General features: G+C 73.6%; 13 protein-coding genes. 2 read left to right on the top strand and 11 right to left on the bottom strand.

Annotated elements, in window-relative coordinates; genetic code table 11:
- Positions 1-37: 37 nt before the first annotated feature.
- The 8 genes from ACEZDG_RS32200 to ACEZDG_RS32235 all read right to left on the bottom strand — a co-directional run bounded on the left by ACEZDG_RS32200 (position 38) and on the right by ACEZDG_RS32235 (position 12,282).
- Positions 38-1,204, bottom strand: coding sequence for a hypothetical protein (locus tag ACEZDG_RS32200; RefSeq protein ID WP_380516637.1), 1,167 nt, complete (start codon positions 1,202-1,204; stop codon positions 38-40).
- Between the two features lie 28 nt (positions 1,205-1,232).
- Positions 1,233-3,437: an alpha-galactosidase gene (locus ACEZDG_RS32205; protein WP_380516640.1), complete on the bottom strand. Its 2,205-nt coding sequence runs from the start codon at positions 3,435-3,437 to the stop codon at positions 1,233-1,235.
- 28 nt (positions 3,438-3,465) lie between these two features.
- Positions 3,466-4,806, bottom strand: a complete 1,341-nt coding sequence (locus ACEZDG_RS32210; protein WP_380516643.1) for an ABC transporter substrate-binding protein — start codon at positions 4,804-4,806, stop codon at positions 3,466-3,468.
- Positions 4,807-4,839: 33 nt separating this feature from the next.
- Positions 4,840-5,808, bottom strand: a complete 969-nt coding sequence (locus tag ACEZDG_RS32215) for an acetylxylan esterase (RefSeq protein ID WP_380516646.1) — start codon at positions 5,806-5,808, stop codon at positions 4,840-4,842.
- Positions 5,802-8,249 (bottom strand): glycosyl hydrolase family 95 catalytic domain-containing protein, encoded by a 2,448-nt coding sequence (locus tag ACEZDG_RS32220; RefSeq protein ID WP_380516649.1) that lies wholly within the window; start codon positions 8,247-8,249, stop codon positions 5,802-5,804. Before ACEZDG_RS32220 ends, ACEZDG_RS32215 begins: the two co-directional genes overlap by 7 nt.
- Positions 8,250-8,257: 8 nt before the next feature.
- Complete coding sequence (locus tag ACEZDG_RS32225; RefSeq protein ID WP_380516926.1) at positions 8,258-9,142, bottom strand: carbohydrate ABC transporter permease; 885 nt, start codon at positions 9,140-9,142, stop codon at positions 8,258-8,260.
- 27 nt (positions 9,143-9,169) lie between these two features.
- A complete protein-coding gene (locus ACEZDG_RS32230; RefSeq protein WP_380516929.1) occupies positions 9,170-10,126 on the bottom strand; it encodes a carbohydrate ABC transporter permease in 957 nt (318 codons plus the stop codon).
- Positions 10,127-10,212: 86 nt separating this feature from the next.
- Positions 10,213-12,282: a fibronectin type III domain-containing protein gene (locus ACEZDG_RS32235; protein ID WP_380516651.1), complete on the bottom strand. Its 2,070-nt coding sequence runs from the start codon at positions 12,280-12,282 to the stop codon at positions 10,213-10,215.
- A gap of 171 nt (positions 12,283-12,453) precedes the next feature.
- Here ACEZDG_RS32235 and ACEZDG_RS32240 point away from each other — a divergent pair, with 171 nt between their 5' ends.
- A complete protein-coding gene (locus ACEZDG_RS32240) occupies positions 12,454-13,608 on the top strand; it encodes an ROK family protein (protein ID WP_380516654.1) in 1,155 nt (384 codons plus the stop codon).
- A 103-nt stretch (positions 13,609-13,711) separates the two neighbouring features.
- Positions 13,712-14,971, top strand: coding sequence for a glycosyltransferase 87 family protein (locus ACEZDG_RS32245; protein WP_380516657.1), 1,260 nt, complete (start codon positions 13,712-13,714; stop codon positions 14,969-14,971).
- A 29-nt stretch (positions 14,972-15,000) separates the two neighbouring features.
- Here the strand turns inward: ACEZDG_RS32245 and ACEZDG_RS32250 are convergent, their stop codons facing one another.
- The 3 genes from ACEZDG_RS32250 to ACEZDG_RS32260 form a co-directional block, all read right to left on the bottom strand.
- The gene (locus ACEZDG_RS32250) at positions 15,001-17,217 is read right to left on the bottom strand and encodes a transglycosylase domain-containing protein (RefSeq protein ID WP_380516660.1); all 2,217 of its coding nucleotides are present in this window, start codon (positions 17,215-17,217) and stop codon (positions 15,001-15,003) included.
- Positions 17,218-17,323: 106 nt separating this feature from the next.
- Positions 17,324-19,927 carry an ATP-dependent helicase HrpB gene (hrpB, locus tag ACEZDG_RS32255; RefSeq protein WP_380516663.1) on the bottom strand — a complete coding sequence of 868 codons (2,604 nt, stop codon included), beginning with the start codon at positions 19,925-19,927 and terminating at the stop codon, positions 17,324-17,326.
- Positions 19,924-20,541, bottom strand: a complete 618-nt coding sequence (locus tag ACEZDG_RS32260) for a Pr6Pr family membrane protein (RefSeq protein ID WP_380516665.1) — start codon at positions 20,539-20,541, stop codon at positions 19,924-19,926. Before ACEZDG_RS32260 ends, hrpB begins: the two co-directional genes overlap by 4 nt.
- Positions 20,542-20,592 lie beyond the last annotated feature (51 nt).

The raw sequence follows: 20,592 nt of genomic DNA on the forward strand, positions 1-20,592 counted from the left end.
AGGTTGCACCGTGGACGAGCTATTTCCGGACAGATGTTCACCGCGGCTCGGATTCCGGTGTCGCGCGGAGCAGTTCCAGCCGCTGGGCCACCGCCCGCAGCCGTCCGTTGCCGGATCCCGGCGCGGCCTGGCGCAGCCGGAGCAGTTCCTCGCCGGTCCTGATCGCCTCGGCCCCGGCCGGGAGCCGTCCCCACAGGTGGTGCGCGTTGTCGACGGTGGTCAGCAGCAGCGGGTCGGCGGCCGGCAGCAGGGCGAGCCGGATCCGGGCCGCGGCCATCCAGTTGTCGGCGGCCTGCTGCAGCAGCCCCTCCTCGAAGGCCACCTGGGCCAGTGCCTCCCAGGTCAGCACCGCCTCCAACGACTGCGGACCGGTCCGCTGGACCCGCTGGTGCCAGTCCTCGGCCAGGGCCCGGGCCCAGGACCTCCGCCCGGCCCGCAGGGCCAGCCCGATGGCCGTGCGGAGGTCCCCGCTCCCCGACCGCATGGCCGGGACCCTGGCCGGCACCGGGCGGGGCACGGCCGGCCGCCGGGTCGGCGCCAGCAGCAGGGCCCTCGGGTCGAGCCCGGCCTGCGCCGTGGCCATCGCATGGAGTTCCGCCAGGCCGCGCCGGTTCCCCGAGGTGCTGAGCAGCCCGGCCAGGACACCGCTGTAGCCGGTGTGGCCGCGCTGGGCCCGTTTCACCGCGGGGGCGACCACCCCGCACAGCTCCGCTGCCCCGCCCAGCCCGAGCAGGTCCGGCTCACCGCTGATCCGCTGCCAGGCGGGCGCGTCGGCGACCAGGTCGCACAGCACCGTGGTGTCGTCCTGGCGCCGCTGCCGCAGTTCGAAGGCCAGCCACTCCCAGGGCAGCGCGGTGTACCGCACGGTGTCCGCCGTGGTGTCGGCCAGCGCGAGGTGCAGCTGCCGCCGGCGGCTGTCCAGCAGCAGGCCGCCGGCCAGGTAGACCAGCAGCGGGCCCGGGGTCGCCGCCGCGGACCGCAGCCGGTGCTGCACGGCCACCGGATCCACCGGATCGACCAGCGGCAGCACCTCCGGGGCGGGCCCGTCCGTCCCCAGCAGCAGCGCCGGGGGCACCCGGGCCATCGCGTCGAGCCCGGTGCGCGGGTCCATTGCGCCCTTGCGGCTCGACCTCGGCAGCGCCGCCAGCAGCAGTACACACCCGCCCGGCCGTAGCCGGTCCGCCCCCACCCCGTTGCTCTGCATGGGAACCACCGTATCCAGCGGCGCGGGGTCAGCCCTGCATCCGCACCTCGATCAGCAGCGCCTGCTCCGGATCGAGGGTGGGCATCGGCAGCCCGGCCAGGCCCAGCACCGGGCCCGGGACGGTGATCCAGTCGGCCAGCGCCTGGTCCGTCCAGGGCGGATTCGCGGTCTGGTGCAGCGAGGGCAGCCCGAGCTCGGTACGGATCCTGATCCGGTACGAGGCGTCGGTTCGCAGACCTGGCAGCCGGACCCGGCCCGACTGGCCCGCGGCGGAGGTGCTGAGCCGGGCCCAGCAGTAGAGCGCGCTCGCCCCGTCCTCGGCGACCACGCCGTGCAGCAGCACGGCCTCGTCGCCCAGGTCGGCGCGGACCACCCTGCCGGTGTGCAGCAGCGGGCGGAACTCCCGGTAGAGCCGCGACCAGGCGGTGATCCGGGCCAGTTCCTCCGGGGTGCAGCGGGTGAGGTCCTGTTCGATGCCGGCGTGTCCGAACAGCGAGGTGACCAGCCGGAAGGTGTCGGATCCCGGACGCCCGGTGGTGTGGCTGGGCGAGGGGCCGACATGGGTGCCGACCAGTTCCGGCGGCAGCAGCTGCCCGGTCCAGCGCTGGATCGACTGGCGTTCCAGCGGGTCGTTGCAGTCGGAGGGCCAGACCCGGTCGGTGCGCTGCAGGATGCCCAGGTCGATCCGGCCGCCGCCGCTGGCGCAGCTCTCGATCTCCAGCCCCGGGTGACGCTGCTTCAGCGCGTCGATCAGCCGGTAGAGCGCGGCCACCTGGGCGTGGCCGCCGGGCCGGTCCGCGCCGCCGGGACCGGGACGCACCGCCTCGTGCAGCTCCCGGTTGTGGTCCCACTTCAGGAAGTCGACGGCGTAGTGGGTGACCAGCCGGTCCAGGGCGTCCAGCAGGTACGACCAGGCGTCCGGGTCGGCCAGGTTCAGGGCGTACTGGTGCCGGGCGCTGGGGCCGAGCCCGGCGGACGGGCCGAGGATCCACTCGGGACGGCTGCGGGCCAGGGCGGAGTCGAGGTTGACCATCTCCGGCTCCACCCATAGCCCGAACTCCATACCGAGGCCCCGGACATGGTCGACCAGCGGGGTCAGCCCGTCCGGCCAGACCGCCGGGTCCACGGTCCAGTCGCCGAGCCCCGCGGAGTCGTCCCGGCGGCCGGAGAACCAGCCGTCGTCCAGCACGAAGCGCTCCACGCCGACCTCGGCGGCCCGGTCGGCGAGCCGCAGCAGCCGGTCCAGGTCGTGGTCGAAGTAGACCGCCTCCCAGCTGTTCAGGATCAGCGGCCGTGGGCCGCGCGGATGGGTCGGACGGTCCCGCAGCAGCCGGTGGAACCGGTCCGCCAGGCCGTCAAGACCCTGCCCGGACCAGGCGAACCAGCAGACCGGGGTGCGGTGGCTCTCACCCGGGCCGAGCCGGATCTCCCCGGCCCGCAGCAGCTCGCCGCCGCCGAGCACAGCGGCGTGGGTGCCCGCGCCCTCCGGCAGCCGCTGCACCAGGTAGCGCTGGTCGCCGCTCCAGCCGATGTGCAGGCCCCAGACCTCGCCCTGCCGGAAGCCGAAGCCGGGGACGCCGACGGCCAGCAGATAGGGCGAGTCCACCCCCGGCTTGCCGCGCCGGACCTCGCGGCTGTAGCTGCCGAACTCCAGCGGGCGGCGCTGGGGCGAGCGCTCGCGGCTCCACTTCCCGGTGAAGTCCAGCACCTCGCCGGCCCGTTCGGGCAGCGGCAGCAGGGTGCAGAGGTCCGCCAGGTCGTACGGGGCCGCTGCCGCCGGATCCTGGGGGTCCGCCCTGCTGGTGACCTCGGCCTGCACGCCGAGCACCCCGGAGGGCTCCAGCCGGTAGCTGACGGTGATCCCGAGGTCGGCGACTTCGTCCACCAGATGCACCACCAGTTCCCCTCCCCCGTCCTGGAGTTGACGGTGCTCGACGCCGGTGGTGCGGAGCCGCGGGGTGGTCCCGGTGCCGGCCCGGTGCCCCTGCTGGGCCGGGGTGCCGGACCAGCCGTCGGCCTCGGTCGGCCAGATGGTGAACCGGCGGGGCGTGTCGAGGGCGTTGTTCAGCACGGCGGCCTCGGCGGTCAGGCTCAGCGCGGCGCCGTCCGCGTCCGAGAGGTCGCCGAGGTCCTGACCCCAGTGCAGGACCCGGGGCACTGGCTCGGTCAGTTCCACGACGAGGGCGGCGCCGGCCGCGCGCAGGCAGACGATCCGCGCGGGGGTGGTGGGCATGGGTGAGTCCTTTTCCTTGCGGGGAGACCTACTTGGCGGCGAGCAGGGCCTTGCTCTTGCTCTGCATGGTCGCGAAGACGTCGTCGTTGCGCTGGTGCGCGAAGTAGCCCTCGAACAGCGGCTCGATGGCGTCCTGCATGGCGGCGCCGTTGCCGTAGACCACGGCCGGGAAGAGGACCTTGTTCTTCATCATGTCGGTGAACACCGACAGGTCGACGCCCTGGGCGGCCATCGCGGTGGCCGAGGCGTCCATCGCGGCCGGGATGGACGGGAAGAAGGTGCCGGTCTTCGAGGCCAGACTCTGGCACTCCTCGGAGCCCATGTAGGAGACCCACTTCCAGGCCAGGTCGGGGTTCTTGGTGCCGGCCCAGATGTTGTTGCCGTTGGAGTTGCTCATCACCGCGCGGGTCTTGCCGTCCGGGCCGAGCACGGTCGGCGCGATGCCGACCTTGACACCCGGGAGCTTGGCGAAGGTCGACGCCTCCCAGGAGCCGCCGGTCTCCATCGCCACCTTGCCGGAGGCCAGTTGGTCCACGTCGCTGGTGGTGAAGGAGCCGATCTTGGGGGCGAAGCCCTTGTCGGTCAGCGAGCGCACCCAGTCCATGGTCTTCACGAAGCGCGGGTCGCCGTAGTTGAAGGTGGTCGGCCAGCTCTGCTTGTCGGCCAGCCGCCAGCCGGTGGTGGCCACGAAGGAGCTCCAGGTGGACTCGCCGATGAAGTCCTTGGCCGCGATCGCGCCGAAGCCGTAGGTCTTGACGTGCGCCTTGTCGAAGCCGGGCTGGTCGCCGCGGACGCCCTTGTCGTCGATGGTCAGGTGGGCCACCATCTTGCCGAAGCCGCCGCCGTCGTCCGGGTTCCAGGTCATCGAGTCGACCTGCTGCTTGGTGTAGCCGGCCTGGGCGAGCATGGTGGCGTTGTAGTACATCCCGGTCGCGGCCCAGTCCAGCGGCAGGCCGTACTGCTTGCCGTCGCTGTACTTCCAGGCGTCGGTGCCGACCGAGAACTTCGACAGGTCGAACTTGCTCGCGGCGATGTCGTCGTCCAGCGGCAGCAGTTGGTGCTGCGAGGCGTAGGCCTGGAAGAACTGGACGCTGTTCTGGAACGCGTCCGGCGCGTTCCCGGCGACGAAGCCGGCGGTCAGCTTGGTGAAGTAGTCGCCGACGTCGTACTGCGAGATCTTCACGGTGACACCGGGGTTGGCCTTCTCGAAGGCCGCGGCGCAGCTCTGGTAGGCGGCGGCCTGCTTGTCGTCCCAGGTCCACCAGTTGACGGTCTTGGAGCCGGAGGCGCTGCCGGTCGAACCGGCACAGCCGGAGACGACGGCGGTCAGGGCGACGGCAACGGCGAGGGCGGGCAGTCTGCGGATCATGGTGGTTCCTCACAGGGGGTGGGGTGGTCGGAACTAGGGCTTGAGGAGGTGCTGGAAGGCGGGGAGGACGACGGCCAGGTCGTCGCTGCCGCCGGCCTCGTGGCCGTTGAACTCCCAGGCGCGGATCTGCTTCTCGCCCCGGTAGGCGTGGAAGGCGCCGAAGGCCGTGGACGGGGGGCAGACCCCGTCCATCAGTCCGGCCGAGAACCAGGCGGGGGCGGTGGCCCGGCTCGCGAAGCCGATCCCGTCGAAGTAGCCGAGGGTGTCGAAGACCGCCTCGACCCGGTCCCGGCGGGCGGCGAGGTAGCCGGCGATCTCGGTGTAGGGACCGCTGCCGGTGATCCGGGCGGCCCGGCGGATGTCGCAGAGGAAGGGCGCCTGGAAGTGGGCCGCGGCCAGCTCCGGGACCAGCCCGGCCACCGCCAGCGCGATGCCGCCGCCCTGGCTGGCCCCGACCAGGCCGACCCGGCCGGGGTCGGTGAACTCCACCGTCCGTACCGCCTCCACCGCGCGCACCGCGTCGGTGAACACCCTCCGGTAGACGTAGCTGTGCGGGTCCTCGATGCCGCGGGTCAGGAAGCCGGGGTGGGACGGGCCGCTGCCCACCGGGTCGGGGGTGGCGCCGCCGCCCGCGTACCCGGCGCCCTGGCCGCGGACGTCCACCAGCAGGTGGGCGTACCCGGCCGAGGCCCAGAGCAGGTCGTCCAGCGGGTGGCCCCGGCCGCTGGCGTAGCCGTGGAACTGCACCACCGCGGGCAGTGGTCCGGTGCGGTGCCGGGGCACCCGCAGCCAGCCGCGCACCGGGTGGCCGCCGAAGCCGGCGAAGGCCAGGTCGAACACCTCCACTGTCCGCAGCGGGGTCTCCACCGGGGTCAGCTTCAACCCGAGGTCGTGGCTGCGGGCCTCGGCCAGGGTGCTGCTCCAGAAGGCGTCGAAGTCAGCCGGCTCCTGGTAGTCGCTGCGGTACTCCCACAGCGCGGGCAGGTCCAGGTCGGTCAGCATGCCGGGACCGTCCCGGCCGGGCGCTCGCGCAGCGCGGCGTCGAGCCGGAGCTCCTGCCCCGCCGCGATCCGGTGCCGCACCGTGCGGTCGCCGCAGCGCACGGCCACCGGGGCGGTGTCGTCCCCGCTCAGCCGACGGACCGTCACCGACCGCAGGGCGCCGCAGGACCAGGCGAAGTCGACTTCCAGGCCGCCCCGGCAGCGCAGCCCCCTGGCCGCTCCCTCGGCCCAGTCGGCCGGCAGGGCCGGCAGCAGATGGACGTGTCCGGCGTGGCTCTGCAGCACCATCTCGGTCAGCCCGGCCATCAGGCCGTAGTTGCCGTCGATCTGGAACGGGGGGTGGGTGGAGAACAGATTGGGCAGCAGCCCGCCCCACTGCGAGCCGTCGACCGGGGCGTCGGTGTCCGGGTCGGCCGCCAGCGGCCTGGTGGCCTCCAGCAGCAGGGCGCGGGCGGTCTCCGGGTCGCGCAGCCGAGCCCGCAGCGCGATCTTCCAGGCCCAGGACCAGCCCATGGCGCCAGGACCGCGGCGGTCCAGCAGCCGCAGCGCCGCGGCGGCCAGGGCCGGGCTGCGGTCCGGGTCGATCAGGTCCAGCGGGTGCACCGCGATCATCTGGGACAGGTGCCGGTGCGCCGGGTCCACCTCGGGCAGGTCCTCGGCCCACTCCTGCAGCCAGCCCCCGGCGGTGACCTGCGGCGGGCGCAGCCGGGGCAGCGCGGCGCGGATCTCGGCGGTGACCGGGTCGTCCGGGCCGAGCAGGTCCGCCGCCCGCAGGCAGCGCTCGAACAGGGCCCGGATCAGCGCCATGTCCATCGCCGTGGAGCGGGTGAGCGACTCCGGCTCGCCCTCCCGGGAGCGGAACAGGTTCTCCGGCGAGGTGGAGGGGACGGTGTCCAGGCCGCCGCCGCCGTCGTCCACCAGCCAGTCCAGGCAGAACAGCGCGGCGCCGCGCAGCACCGGCCAGGCCCGGTCCCGCAGGAAGCCGGTGTCCCCGGTGAACTCGTAGTGGTCCCAGAGGTGCTGGGACAGCCACACACCGCCCATCATCCAGCTGGACCAGGACGGGTTGCCGTGCCCCATGCCGACCGGGAGCGCCCAGCCCCAGGGGTCGGTGTTGTGGTGCGCCACCCAGCCGCGGGCGCCGTAGAGCTCGCGGGCGACCGGGGCGCCGGTCGCGGAGAGCCGGTCCAGCAGGTCGAACAGCGGCTCGTGGCAGCTGCCGAGCCCGGCGGCCTCGGCGCCCCAGTAGTTCATCTGGGTGTTGATGTTGATGGTGTAGTTGGAGGACCAGGCCGGGTGCGGGTCGGCGTTCCAGATGCCCTGGAGGTTGGCCGGCGGCCCGGCCCCCGGCCGGGAGGCGGAGGCCAGCAGATAGCGTCCGAGCTGGAACAGCACGGTGGCGGCGAGGAGTTCGTCGCTGCCGCCGAGGATGTCCAGGGCGACGTCGAAGGTGCCGGCCCGGCGCGGGCCGAGCTGCAGCGCGGCGGCGCCCAGCAGGCCGCGCAGGTCGGCCTGGTGCTCGCGGAGCAGTTCCTCCGCGCCCTTGGCCAGGGCCCGGGCGGCGGTGGCGGCGGCCTGCTGCTGGTGCTGCTGCCGGGTCCGGGGCTCGCGCCCGGCCCAGTGGTCGGCGGCGGCGGTGGAGCTGGCCAGGGTCAGCAGCGCGTAGGTCATGCCTTCGACGGCCCAGCCGTCCTGGTCCGTGGTCACCCGGCCGTCGGTGGCGACCTTCAACACCAGGGCGCCGTAGGGGTCGTAGCCGTCGACCGGCCCTTCCGCGTAGCGCAGCGGCTCGGTGACGGTGGGCTCGTGGGCGGGCGCCCCGTCCACGGGTATCTCCACGCCGAGGGCGGCGCCGTCCTGGTCGTAGGCCGTGTGCACGGTACGCAGCGGGGACTGCAGGGCGAGCCGCAGGTCGGCGCCGCCCTCGACGGCCAGGGCGACGCAGAGCACGCCGGCCGGGGCGCCGGCCCAGGTCAGCCGGCGGATCCGGCGGCCGTCCAGCTCCAGGTCCTCCTGCACCACGCCGTTGTCGAGGTTCAGGGTCCGGCCCCGGTAGGCGGCGGTCTCCGCGCCGCTGCCCAGGGTCAGCAGCAGGTCGGCGTAGGGCAGGTACTCCTGGGTGTAGCGGCCCTGAAAGGACATCAGCAGGGCTTCCGCGGCGCGGTACCGCTCGTCGGCGATCGCGGCGCGGACCTCGGCGAGGCGCTTCGGGCCTGCGCCCTGCGCCAGTACCTCGGCCAGGGCCTCGGCGGGTCCGGCGGGGGTGCCGGACCACACCGTGGAGTCATTGATCTGGATCCGGGCCTGATGGGCGCCGCCGAAGACCATGGCGCCGAGCCGGCCGTTGCCGACCGGGGCGGCCTCGTTCCAGTGGGCCGCGGGCTGCGGCCAGGCGAGCCTGAGGTCGCCCGGGAGGTGGGTGTCGCTGAGCGCGGAGTTCATCTGGGGGCTCACTTGATTCCGGAGAAGCCGATGGAGTTGACGATGCGTCGGCCGAAGACGACGAAGAGCAGCAGCATCGGCAGTGCGGCGATGAGGGTGGCGGCCATCAGCCCGGCCCAGTCGGGGGCGGCCTGCGGCGAGGACTGCTTGAAGACCGCGAGGGCCAGGGTGAGCGGGCGCACACTGTCGTCATTGGTGACCAGCAGCGGCCAGAAGTAGTCGTTCCAGGTGGTGATGAAGGTCAGCATGGTGAGCGTGGTGATCGGCGCCGCGGTCATCGGCAGGGTGATCCGGAACAGCACCCGCAGCGGCCCGGCGCCGTCGATGATCGCCGCCTCCTCGATCTCCGTGCTGAGCCCGAGCATGAACTGGCGCAGGAAGAAGATGTTGAAGGCCGAGAAGAAGGCCCCTGGAAGGATCATCCCGGCGAAGGTGTTGGTCAGCCCGAGGTCCTTGATCAGGACGAAGTTGGGCAGCAGGGTGAGGATGCCGGGCACCATCAGCGCGCACAGCAGCGTGGTGAAGACCGCGTTGCGTCCGCGCCACTGCAGCCGGGAGAAGGCGTAGGCGGCGATGGCCGAGCAGAACACGATGCAGGCGGTCAGCCCGGCCGAGTAGATCACCGAGTTGCGCAGGAACAGCGCGGTGTCCAGGGAAGCCCCGGAACCGCCCTGGGCCTGGGCCTCGGCGATGCTGGAGATGCCCAGCGCCCGCTTGAACCCGCCGAGCGTGAATCCGACCGGGAGCAGCGAGGACGGATCGGTGGACAGCGCGTAGTTGTTGGAGAGCGCGGTGCGCAGGATCCAGTAGAACGGGAAGATCGTGACGACCACGACGATCCCGATGTAGATCCAGGCCAGGGCGCGGCCCGGGGAGAAGCCCCGCCGGGACATGGTTGCGGTGGACACGGTCGGGGCCCTTCAGTTCAGGTCGGACTCATTGGCGCGGGCGAGCCGCATCTGGGTGAAGGTGATCGCGATCAGCATCACGAACAGGGCCAGCGACATGGTCGCGGCGTAGCCGAAGTCGAACTGGCTGAAGGCCTTGTCGTAGATGTACATCTGCAGCACGTTGGAGGCGTCGGCCGGACCGCCCTTGGTGGTGACCTGCACGATGTCGAACACCTGGAACGAGCTGATCACGCTGAGGATGACCACCATCACCAGGATCGGCCGCAGCAGCGGCACGGTCAGCCGCCGGAACATCTGCAGCTCGCTCGCCCCGTCGATCCGCCCCGCCTCGTACACCGTGGCCGGGATGGTCTGCAGTCCGGCGAAGATCAGCACCGCGTTGTAGCCCATGGACTTCCAGACGCTGATCGCCGCCAGCGAGGGGACGGCCCAGGCGCTGGTGCCGAAGAACATCACGGTGTGGCCGGTGAGCTTGTCCAGCAGCACGTTGACGATGCCCAGTTGCGGGTCGAGCATCCAGGACCAGACCAGCGCCGCGACCACCCCGGAGATCAGGAACGGCAGCAGGATCAGCCCGCGGATCACGGTCGACTTGGTGAGCCGGTGCAGCACCACCGCGGTCACCAGCGAGATCAGCACCCCCAGTACCACCGAGAGCAGCACGAAGTAGAGGGTGACCCGCAGCGAGTGCCAGAAGACGTCGTCGCCGAGCAGTTCGCGGAAGTTGGCCAGGCCGGTCCACTTCGGCGGGGTGAGGACGTGGAAGTCGGTGAAGCTGAGGTAGATCCCACGCACCGTCGGATAGGCGAAGAACACCAGGAATCCGACCAGCGCCGGGCTGATCAGCACCCAGGCGAGCCTGCCGTCGTGCCGGTGCGCGGCGGACGGTCCGCGCCGGGTGCCCGCGGCGGCGGCCCTGCCCCTGGTGCTCCGGTGCACCGACGGTGGCACCGACTCCTGCTCCATTGCCTGCGCCACGGTGCGCTCCTTTCCTCGGCTGCGGCGGTGCGTCCGGCCGGCGGCCCGCCCGCGGGGGCGGGCCGCCGCCGGGGCTAGAGGGTGATCCTGTCGATGTCGGACACGTAGTCGGTCGGGTTGCCGAACTGGATGCTGTTGGCGCCGGCCTTGAGCGGCACCGGGACGGTGACGGTCTGCGGGGTGCCCCAGTCGTTGTTGTTGCTGCCGGACAGCGGCAGCTTGAACGAGGTGCCGTTCACGGTGACCACCGCGGTGCGGCTGGAGTCGCCGTCGACATAGGCGATGTCGACCAGGTAGGTACCGGCCTTGGCGACGGTGACGGCGGGGAAGGTCAGCGTTCCGCTGCCGCCCAGGTTGCCGATCTTCTTGCCGCCGGAGCAGTTGCCGCAGTCGGCCACCGAGGCGCCGCCGCTGAGGGTGTTGGCCGGGGACTCCGCCTCGTAGACCACCGCCCCGCCGGAGCCCTTGGTGGTCAGGGTCAGCGGTGTGCCGGTCGCCGACCTGCGTCCGGAGCGGTCCACGGCCAGCACCGTGAAGGTGTGGGTGCTGGCGTACGGCAGCCCGAAGACGGTGGCCGAGGTGCCGCTGACGGTCGCGGCCTTCCTGCCGTCGGCGTAGACCTCGTAGCCGGTGACGGTCGAACCGCGCTCGGCGGACGGGGCCCAGGCCAGCGAGACGCTGGACGGGGTCGAGGCGGTGCCGTGCACACCGACCGGGATGCCCGGCCCCTTCGCGGCGGACGGGGTGATCCGCAGCAGCCGCGAGCCGTGCGCGGGCAGGTCGGCGCTGAAGCTGCCGTCGGCCTTGGCGAGGTTCTGGTGGCTCCACAGGTCGTGCACCGCGGCGCTGCCGCTGATGCCCAGGTCGCTCCAGTTCGCGGTGACCGCGGCCGGGTCGCTGCCGAGGTTGAACAGCGCCACGGTGACGCTGCCGTCGGCGTTGCGGGTGTACCAGGTCTGCTGGTCCGAGCTCTGGCTCACCGGGGTGGCCGGGGTCCCGGCCTGGTCGACCGCGAGCACCTCGTCATTGGTGAGCAGGGACAGCCCGTAGCTGTCCAGCTTGGTCAGGTCGTCGCCCGAGTACAGCGGCGCCGCCTCGATCGCCCACAGCGTGGTGTAGCTCTGCCGCTCCGCGTCGGTGAGGCCGTCCATGGCCGCGTTGCCGACGTCCAGCGAGTCCAGGTTGTTCCAGTGGCCCGGGCCCGCGTCGGGGATCCACTGGACCACGTCGTTCCAGCGCTGCTTGACCGAGTTGTTCCAGGTCACCAGGGTGCCGCAGTAGCACTCGACGTCGGTGTCCACCCGCCAGCCGTTGGAGTTGGCCTTCCACACGTCGGCCTGGTCGTGGCTGAGCGCCCAGGAGACGGTGAACTGGATCGGGCGGCCGGTCCGCTTCAGCGCCGCGGACCAGGCCTCGACGTCGGCGGTGTTGTCGTAGTTGGCGCCGCCCTGGAACGAGCCCGGGCCCACCCCGTCCAGCTTGAGGAAGTCCACGCCCCAGCCGGCGAACTCGTCCGCGATGGAGTCGACGTAGGACTGGGCGCAGGAGCTGGAGAAGTCGATCTTGTAGGCGCTGTTCCAGCCGTTGGTGGTCCGCAGGTCCGGATAGACCAGGTCCTTGGTGGTGCAGCCGGAGGCGCCGTAGATGGGGGTGTCGCCGGTGCCGTACGCCTTGGGGTCGAGGCCGACCGCCAGGTAGATGCCCAGCTTGAGGCCCTTGCCGTGGACGTAGTCGGCGACATGGGCGATGCCGTCCGGGAAGGTGGCGGCATTGGCCTTCGGCCGCCCGTAGGAGTCGAAGCCGCTCTGCCAGCCGGCGTCGATGTTGACGTACTGGTAGCCGTGCGGCTTGAGCTTGGCGGCGACCACGTCGGTCTGCTGCAGCACATGGGCCTCGGTCAGCCAGCTGGCCGGGCCGGTCGGGTTGACGCCCGGGTAGTTGGTCGACTCCAGGCTCCAGCTGCTCCAGCCCAGGTAGGGCTGCTGGGCCACGAGCGGCTGCTGGTGGGCGGCCGGGGCGGAGGCCGTCAGCGGTGCGCGGGCCGGGGCCGCCGCGGAGGCCGGGACCGCGAAGGCCGCCACCAGCGCGGTGGCGGCGAGCACGGCGGCTCCAAGGCGTAGGGGTGCGACGGGCGGGGGTGCCATGAGTGCTCCATCTCGGGTGGTGGCCGATCGGGCTCTGCTGGGAGTGCGGCGACTGTAGCCAGGGTTTCCTTCCAGCGTCAACATAGTCATCGGGATGTTTCCTGGGCCTATTTCTGAAACACGGCAGATGGAGGGCTTCTTTACTTTCCCGAGGAAATGTATGATCAGCAGGTGACTCTCGCCGACCAGCCACCCGCCGCCGCCCTGGTGTTCCAGACCCTGCTTGTGCACGGGCCGCTCACCCGGGCCGAGACCGGCCGCCGCACCGGGCTCTCCCCCGGTGCGGTGACCAAGGTCGCCACCCCGCTGCTGGCGGACGGGTGGATCACCGAACTCGGTGAACCCGCCCCGAAGCGGGCCACCGGGCGTCCCGCCACGCTGATCGCGGTACGGGCCGAGCGGGCCCGCTTCATCGGGGTCAAGGTGACCGCCGACGAACTCATCGGCGTGGTCTCCGACCTGACCGCCCGCACCCTGGTCGCCCGCCGGGCGGTGCTGGACTCACGGGACGTCGGCACCGTGGTGCTGGCCATCGCGCGCCTGGTCGGCCGGCTGCGCGCGGCGGCCGGCGCCGAGCAGGACGGGGCAATCCACAGCATCGGCGTCACCATCTCCGGGGACGTGGACGGGCAGACCGGCGTGGTGCAGTACTCGCCCTTCCTCAACTGGCACCGGGTGGCGCTGGCACAGCTGGTCGAGACCGCGACCGGGACCCCCACCGTGATCGAGAACGACGTCCGCGCGCTGACCGTCACCGAGCAGTGGTTCGGGGCCGGCGCGGGGCTCTCCTCCTTCGCGCTGATCACGGTCGGGGCCGGGATCGGCTGCGGCCTGTCCATCGGCGGACGGGTGGTCTCCGGGGCGCACGGGGTGTCCGGCGAGGTCGGCCACCTCCCGGTCGGCGGCAGCGACCGCACCTGCACCTGCGGCAACACCGGCTGCGTGGAGGCCGTCGCCTCCACCCACGCGATCACCGAGCAGGCCCGGCAGGCCACCGGCGACCCGGGGCTGACCATAACCGAGGCGGTCCGGCTGGCCCACGCCGGGGATCCGGCGGTCCGCGCGGTCTTCACCCGGGCCGGGCACGCGCTCGGGCTGGCCATCGCCTCGGTGGCCAATCTGATCGGCCCGGAGCGCATCATCATCTCCGGGGAGGGCGTCGCCAGCTACGACCTGTTCGCCGACCAGATCCGGGAGACCTTCGCGGCCCAGGCCTTCGGCGCCGCCGCCGAGTGCGACCTGCTGCTGCGTCCGCTGCCGTTCGAGGAGTGGGCCCGCGGCGGTGCCGCGGTGGCCGCGCAGCGGCTCTTCGCACCGACCAAGTAGCCACACCGGTCGCACCGCTCACCCCCGCCCCGCCGACACCCGCGCGGGGCGGGCCTGAGAGGGTTCACCGGTGGACGAACGAATTTCCCCCCGCCTCCGGGCCGTGACGAGCCCGATCGCCGCGGGGGTGCTCTGGGCGCTGACCCGGCTGCTGCTGGTGGGTGCGTCGCTCAAGATCGGACCGTTCCACAAACCCGGCCCGCTGGACTACTCCGTCGCGACCGTCTACCACGGCTGGGACCGGGTGCTGGCAGCCGGCCGCTTCCCGCTCCACGACAGCACCTGGCAGTACCCGCCCGGCGCGGCCGGACCGCTGCTGGCCCCGCACCTGCTGCCCTTCCTCGACTACGACCACGCCTTCGTGGTCTGCTGCGCGCTCACCGACGCCCTGGTGACGGTGCTGCTGCTGCGCGCCGCCGGATCCGCCCAGGACCGGCCCCGGGCGATGGCCGGCTGCTGGATGTGGGTGGCCGGGCTGCCGCTGCTGTGGACGGTGCCCTGGAACCGCTTCGACCTGATGGTGACCGCGCTGGCGGTGGCCGGGCTGCTGTCCGCAGGCTCGGCCGCCGCCCGGGCCCGCGGCGACCAGCGGGCGCTCGGGGCCCTGGTGGCGCTGGGCCTGCTGGTCAAGGTCTGGCCGGTGCTGCTGCTGACCGGGACCGCGCGCGGACGGGCCACCAGGACCGCGTGGACCGCCGCCGCCGCGACCGCCGCCCTGTGCGGTCTGCTGCTCTGGCGGACCATGCCGGGCTCCTTCGGCTTCCTCTCCGCCCAGGGCTCGCGCGGCATCCAGTACGAGGCGGTGCCGGCCCTGCCGTTCCAGCTGGCCCGGCACCTGGGCTGGGGCGGGACACTCGGCGTCCACGACGGCTCCACCGAGTTCCTCGGCCCCTGGGTCACCGCCGCCGCGCTGGCCAGCGAGGCGGCGACGGTACTGGCCGGGCTGTGGCTGCTGTGCTGGCGGCTGCGCGCGGACCGGAGCGCGGAGCACGTGCTGCCCGACGCCGCGCTGACCGCGGTGCTGCTGTTCATGGTGACCAGCCGGGTGCTGAGCCCGCAGTACCTGGTCTGGCTGGTCGGCCTGGCCGCGGTCTGCCTGGTCCGGCCCGGCAGCTCGCAGCGCCCGGTCGCCGCGCTGATCGCCGCCGCCTGCCCGCTGACCCTGCTGGTGTTCCCGTTCCTGGGACACGACATCATCCAGGGGTCGGTGCTCGGCGGCTGTGTGCTGGCCGTCCGCGACCTGCTGCTGCTGGCCGCGGCCTGGCTGTCCGCCACCCGGCTGTGGCGCTCCACCCGGCCGGGGGCCGCGGCGGGCGGGGCGCCGCCGACGGCGCGGCTGGAACCGGCCGCGGCGGAGGTCTGACCGCCGCGGTCCGACCGCCCCGTCCGCCGTCAGTGGTGCGCGTGGGAGCGGTGGGCGGGGGCCGGGGCCCGGCGCGGGGCAGCCGCCGGCTTGCCGTGCGCGCCGGGCTTGGGCTTGATCGCCACTGCCTGGGTGGCGTCGGGCAGCGCCGGGTCGCCGGGCAGCGGAGCCGGCTTGGGCAGCGGGACGGTGTGCAGGCCGATCGAGGGCTGGTCGCTCAGCGCGCCGGTCATCGCGTCCTTCCAGATCGGGCCGGCCAGGGTGCCGCCGAACGCCTCGGACACATAGGTCCCGCCGTAGCTGCGGTCGTTCAGGCTCTGCAGCGGGGCCTGGGTGTCGCTGACCACGGCCGCGGCCGAGAGCTGCGCGGTGAAGCCGGTGAACCAGACCTGGCGGTGGCCGTCGGTGGTGCCGGTCTTGCCCGCGTCGTCGCGGTCGTCGAGGCCGGCCGGGGCTCCGGTGCCGTCCTGGACCACGCCGTGCAGCATGGTGGTGACCGCGTCCGCGGTGTGCACCGACATCGCCCGCAGGCAGGACTGCCCGGGCACCGGCAGGCTGTGCCCGTCCGCGGTGGTGACCGAGACCAGCGCGATCGGGTCGCAGTAGGTGCCGCGGTTGGCGAACGCCGCGTACATGGCGGCCATCTGCAGCGGCGTCAGGTTGTTGGTCCCCAGTGTCAGCGACTGCACCTGGTCGATCGGCTTCAGATGGCCGGGCCGGTCGGTCAGCGCCTGCGAGGCGAGGCCGAGCCGGCCCGCCATCTGCACCACCTTGCACAGCCCGGTCTGCGCCTCCAGCGGCACGAAGTAGGTGTTCACCGACTGGGCCATGGCGTCCGGCATGGTGAACGGGCCGACCAGGTCCGGGCTGTCGTTCTGGTCCCCGGACACCTCCGGCAGGGTGGTGCCGTCGCAGGTCTGCATCGCCGGGTAGTCGTCCTGGTACGGCGCCGGGTAGGCCTGGGTCATCGGGATGCCGGAGTCCAGCGCCGCCGCGGCGGTGACCGGCTTGAAGGTCGACCCGGTCTGGAAGCCGTTGCCGCCGCCCATCAGCCGGTCCACGTTGTAGTTGAGCTCGGTCTGGTGGTCGCCGGGGCCGTAGGGGCGGCTCTGCGCCATCCCGACGATCTTCCCGGTGCCGGGCTGGACCAGGGTCAGCGCGGCGGCGGCCCGGTCGGTGGCGTACACATGGCCGGAGACCGCCTTCTGGGCGCCGGCCTGGACCTTGGGGTCCAGGGTGGTGCGGATCTGCAGGCCGCCGCCGTCCCAGAGCAGCTCGCGCTGCTGCGCGGTCTTCCCGAAGGCCGGGTTGCTCAGGAAGAGGTGCCGCACGTAGTCGCAGAAGAACGCCTCGCCGGCCCCGGCGGTGATGCAGCCCTGCTGCGGGCGGCTGACCTTCAGACCCAGCGGCTGCGCCTTGGCCGCCGCCGCCTGGTCGGCGGTGACGGTGCGGTTGGCGGCCATCGCGTCCAGCACGGTGTCCCGGCGGGCCTTCGCCTCCTCCGGGTTCTGCACCGGGTCGTAGCGGCTGGGCGACTGCACCAGCCCGGCCAGCAGCGCCGCCTGCGGCAGGGTCAGCGCGGCGGCGTGGACGCTGAAGTAGCGCATCGCCGCCGCCTCGATCCCGTACGCCTGCTCGCCGAAGAAGGTGATGTTGAGGTAGTCCGCCAGGATCTGGTCCTTGGACAGCGTCTGCTCCAGCCGGATCGCGTACTTCATCTCCGCGACCTTGCGGCCCACCGTCTGCCGCTGCGCCTCCAGCACCGCGTTCTGGTCGTCCCCGGCCTCCTCGACGAAGACGTTCTTCACATACTGCTGGGTCAGCGTCGAGCCGCCCTGGACCCCGGACGAGCCGAGGTTCTGCGACAGCGCCCGCAGCGTGCCCTTGAGGTCGATCGCGCCGTGCTGGTAGAAGCGGGCGTCCTCGATGTCGATCAGGGCGCTGCGCATCACCGGGGCCACCTGGTCCAGCGGCACCACCGTGCGGTCGCGCGAGTAGACCCGGGCGATGACGCCCCCGGCCGAGTCGTAGAGCGTCGAGGCCTGCGACAGCGCCGGGGCGGTGAAGCTGTCCGGGATCGCCTCGAAGTCGGTCACCGCCGATTTGGAGGTCATCCCCAGCGCGCCGACCAGCGGCAGCGCCAGCCCGGCCACCAGGCAGCCCGCCAGCACGCTGGCGCCGAGCAGCCGCACGCCCAGTGCGGCCTTGCGCGTGGAAAGACCGGGACCGAAGCGCTTTTCCGACATATCAGCACCCTAGGCAGCGGTTTCGCCGGGTACCCGGATCTGTTGGGCCGACCGGGTCACCGCCCGCCGCCGCTGCTCACGGGTCGTCAGCTGCGGTGGTCCCGCGCTACTTGCGCGGGTTCAGCCGACGGGTCGGCGGGGCGGCGGCGGGGTCCTCGGGCCAGGGGTGCCGGGGGTAGCGCCCGCGCAGATCGGCCCGGACCGCCCGGTAGCCGTCGGCCCAGAACGAGGCCAGGTCCGCGGTGACGGCGGCCGGACGCCCGGCCGGTGACAGCAGATGGACCGTCAGCGGGACCCGCCCGCCGGCCAGCGCGGGGGCCGCGGTCCAGCCGAACAGCTCCTGCAGCTTGACCGCCAGCACCGGCCGCTCCCCCGCGTAGTCCACCCGCACCCGGGACCCGGACGGGACGGTGATCCGCTCCGGCGCCAGCTCGTCCAGACGTCCGGCCGCGCCGGAGGCCCAGGGCAGCAGCCGGGCCAGGGCTGACGCGGTGTCGATCCGCTCCAGGTCGGCCCGGCGGCGGGCCCGGGAGAGCTCGGGTTCGAGCCACTGCTCGGCGCCGTCCAGCAGGGCCCGGTCGGAGACCTCGGGCCAAGGCTCGCCGAGGCTGCGGTGCAGGAAGGCCAGCCGCAGCCGCAGCGAGGCCGCCCGCTCCGGCCAGTTCAGCAGGGTGCTCACGCCCTCCCGGGCCAGCCCCTCCAGCAGCGCCGCCCGGACCAGGGCCCGGTCCGGGGCGGCCAGCGGCTTGGCGGAGAGCTCGACGGCGCCCAGGGCGCGGACCCGGCGGGCCGTCAGCTCGCCCCGGCGGCTGCCGACCGGCACCGCCCAGCGCACCTCCTCGCGCTCGCCGAGCAGCGCGGCGCCGGCCCGTAGCGCGGTCTCCTCGTCCAGTACCGCGGCCAGCTGGATCCTGGCCGAGGCCCAGCCGGCCGGACGGTCGGCCACGGCCACCGCCAGCCATCCTGCGGCGGCCAGCGGGGAGCCCGCGGCGGTGGCGGCGGCGGTGCCCGAGGCCATCAGGAACGACCCGCCCGCACCGGCCTCGGGGACGGTGCCGGCGGCGGCGGCGCGGCTGCGGGCGATGCGCTCCGGGAAGGCCAGCGCGGCGACCAGCCCGGCGGCGGCCCCGTCGGCCAGGCCCAGCGAGCCCTGGCCGCCTGCGCCCGAGCCGCCGTTGGAGCCGCCGCCCGAGCCGCCGACCTGGCGGCGCAGTCGGCGGACCTCGTCGCGCCAGCGCCCGGCGTACGGGTCGCGGGCCTGGCGCACCGCGCGCCGGACCGCGGCGAGGTCGTCGCCGAGGGCCCGCGGCGGCTCCTCCGACAGCAGCGCGACCAGCTCCGCCGCCCGCTCGGCGCCGACCAGCGGGGCGCCGTCCAGCAGCGCCCGGGCCAGCCGGGGGTGCAGCGAGGTGTCGGCGATCCGGCGTCCGCGGGCGGTGGCCTGTCCGGCGTCGTCGACCGCGCCCAGGGCGGTCAGCGTCTCCCGGGCCGCGGCCATCGCGCCGGCGGGCGGGGGCTCGGGCAGGGCCAGGCCGCGGGCCTCCGGATCGCCCCAGCAGGCGGCCTGCAGCGCGAAGGTGGTGAGGTCCGCCAGCGCGATCTCGGGGGTGGGCATCCGCTGCGCCATCGCCTCCTCCGCCTCGGACCAGCAGCGGTAGACCGCGCCCGGGGCCTCGCGCCCGGCCCGGCCGGCCCGCTGCCGTCCGGTCGCCACCGAGGCCCGCACGGTCACCAGGCTGGACAGGCCGCGGGCGTGGTCGGTGCGCGGCTCGCGGGCCAGCCCGCAGTCGACCACCACCCGCACCCCGGGCACGGTCAGCGAGGACTCGGCGACCGAGGTGGCCAGCACCACCCGGCGTCCGCTGCCCGCCGCCAGCGCCGCGTCCTGCACCTGGGCCGGGGCCCGGCCGTGCAGCTGCAGGATCTCGGCGGCCCCTTCCAGCAGCCCGGCCACCCGGGCCAACTCGCCCGCGCCGGGCAGGAAGCAGAGGACGTCGCCGTCCCGCTCGCGCAGCGCCCGGCGCACGGTCGCGGCGACATGGGCCAGCAGCGCCGGATCGGTACGGGTGCCCTGCGGTGGCCGGACCGGGCGCGGCGGGGGCGACCACAGCACCTCGACCGGGTAGGAGACCCCGTGCGCCCGCACCACCGGCGCGGGCCCCTCCTCCGCGCCGAGCAGCTCGGCCCAGGCGGCGGTGTCCGAGGTGGCCGAGGCGCAGAGCAGCTGCAGCTCGGGCCGCAGCGTGGCACGGACGTCGAGCAGGAAGGCCAGCGCGGTGTCGGCGTCGAGGTGGCGCTCGTGGCACTCGTCCAGCAGCACCGTGTCCACGCCCGGCAGCTCCGGGTCGCGCTGCAGCCGCTGCAGCAGCACCCCGGTGGTGACCACCTCGACCACGGTGCGGGGGCCGACCCGGCGCTCGCCGCGGATGGTGTGGCCGACCCGTCCTGACGGGCCGTCGCCCGGCTCGTCCAGCAGCCAGGACATCCGCCGGGAGGCCGCCCGGACCGCCAGCCGGCGCGGCTCGGCGACCAGGATCCGCCGGGGCGCGGTCGGGTACGCGTCGACCAGTCCGGCCAGGGCCAGCGGCACCAGGGTGGTCTTGCCGGTGCCGGGCGGCGCCTCCAGCACGGCGGTGCCCCGGGCGGCCAAGGCCTGCTGCAGGGCGGGGACGGCTTCGCGGACGGGGAGGTCGAGCCAGGCGGGGTTCACCCCAGAAGTGTCGCCGACCGCACCGGGTGCCGTGCGTTGCCCGCCCAGGTGAGCAGCCCGGCGATGGCCACAAAGGCCACGGTGACCAGCGCCGAGGCGGCGGCGACATGGCCGTAGCCGTGGGTCCGCGGGTCGAGGAAGGGGTACGGGTACCAGTGCGCGTGCGGGCCGCGCAGCAGGGTGTAGACCAGGTACAGCAGGGGGAAGACCAGCCAGCGCGCGGTCTCGGACCAGCGCAGCCGCCGGGCGGTCCGCAGCAGCAGCCAGTCGCCCAGCGCGACCAGCGGCAGCAGTTGGTGCAGCACGGTGTTGGTCCAGGCCAGCATCGCCGTGTCCACGTCGGACAGGGCCACCGCGTAGACCAGCCCGGTGACGGCCATGTAGAGGGTGACGGCGCCGCGGAGCAGGTCCGGGCAGGTCGGACGGTCCAGCAGCGCGGCGGCGCCGCCGTAGCCGAAGACCAGCACCAGTGCGCAGTTGCTGAGCACGGTGAAGAAGCTGAAGAAGCTCACCAGGCCGAGCCCGGTGTCACCGGCGTGGGCGGCGGTGGCGGCCAGCGCCGCCGCACCGAGCAGCGCGAAGCCGATCCGCAGTACCGCTACCAGGCGCGTCATGCGGACCTCCGGCTCGACAGGTCACCCCCGGCGGAGGGTGTGCTGTCCCCA

It is taken from the genome of Streptacidiphilus alkalitolerans (assembly GCF_042511045.1).
Taxonomy (GTDB): Bacteria; Actinomycetota; Actinomycetes; order Streptomycetales; family Streptomycetaceae; genus Streptacidiphilus; species Streptacidiphilus alkalitolerans.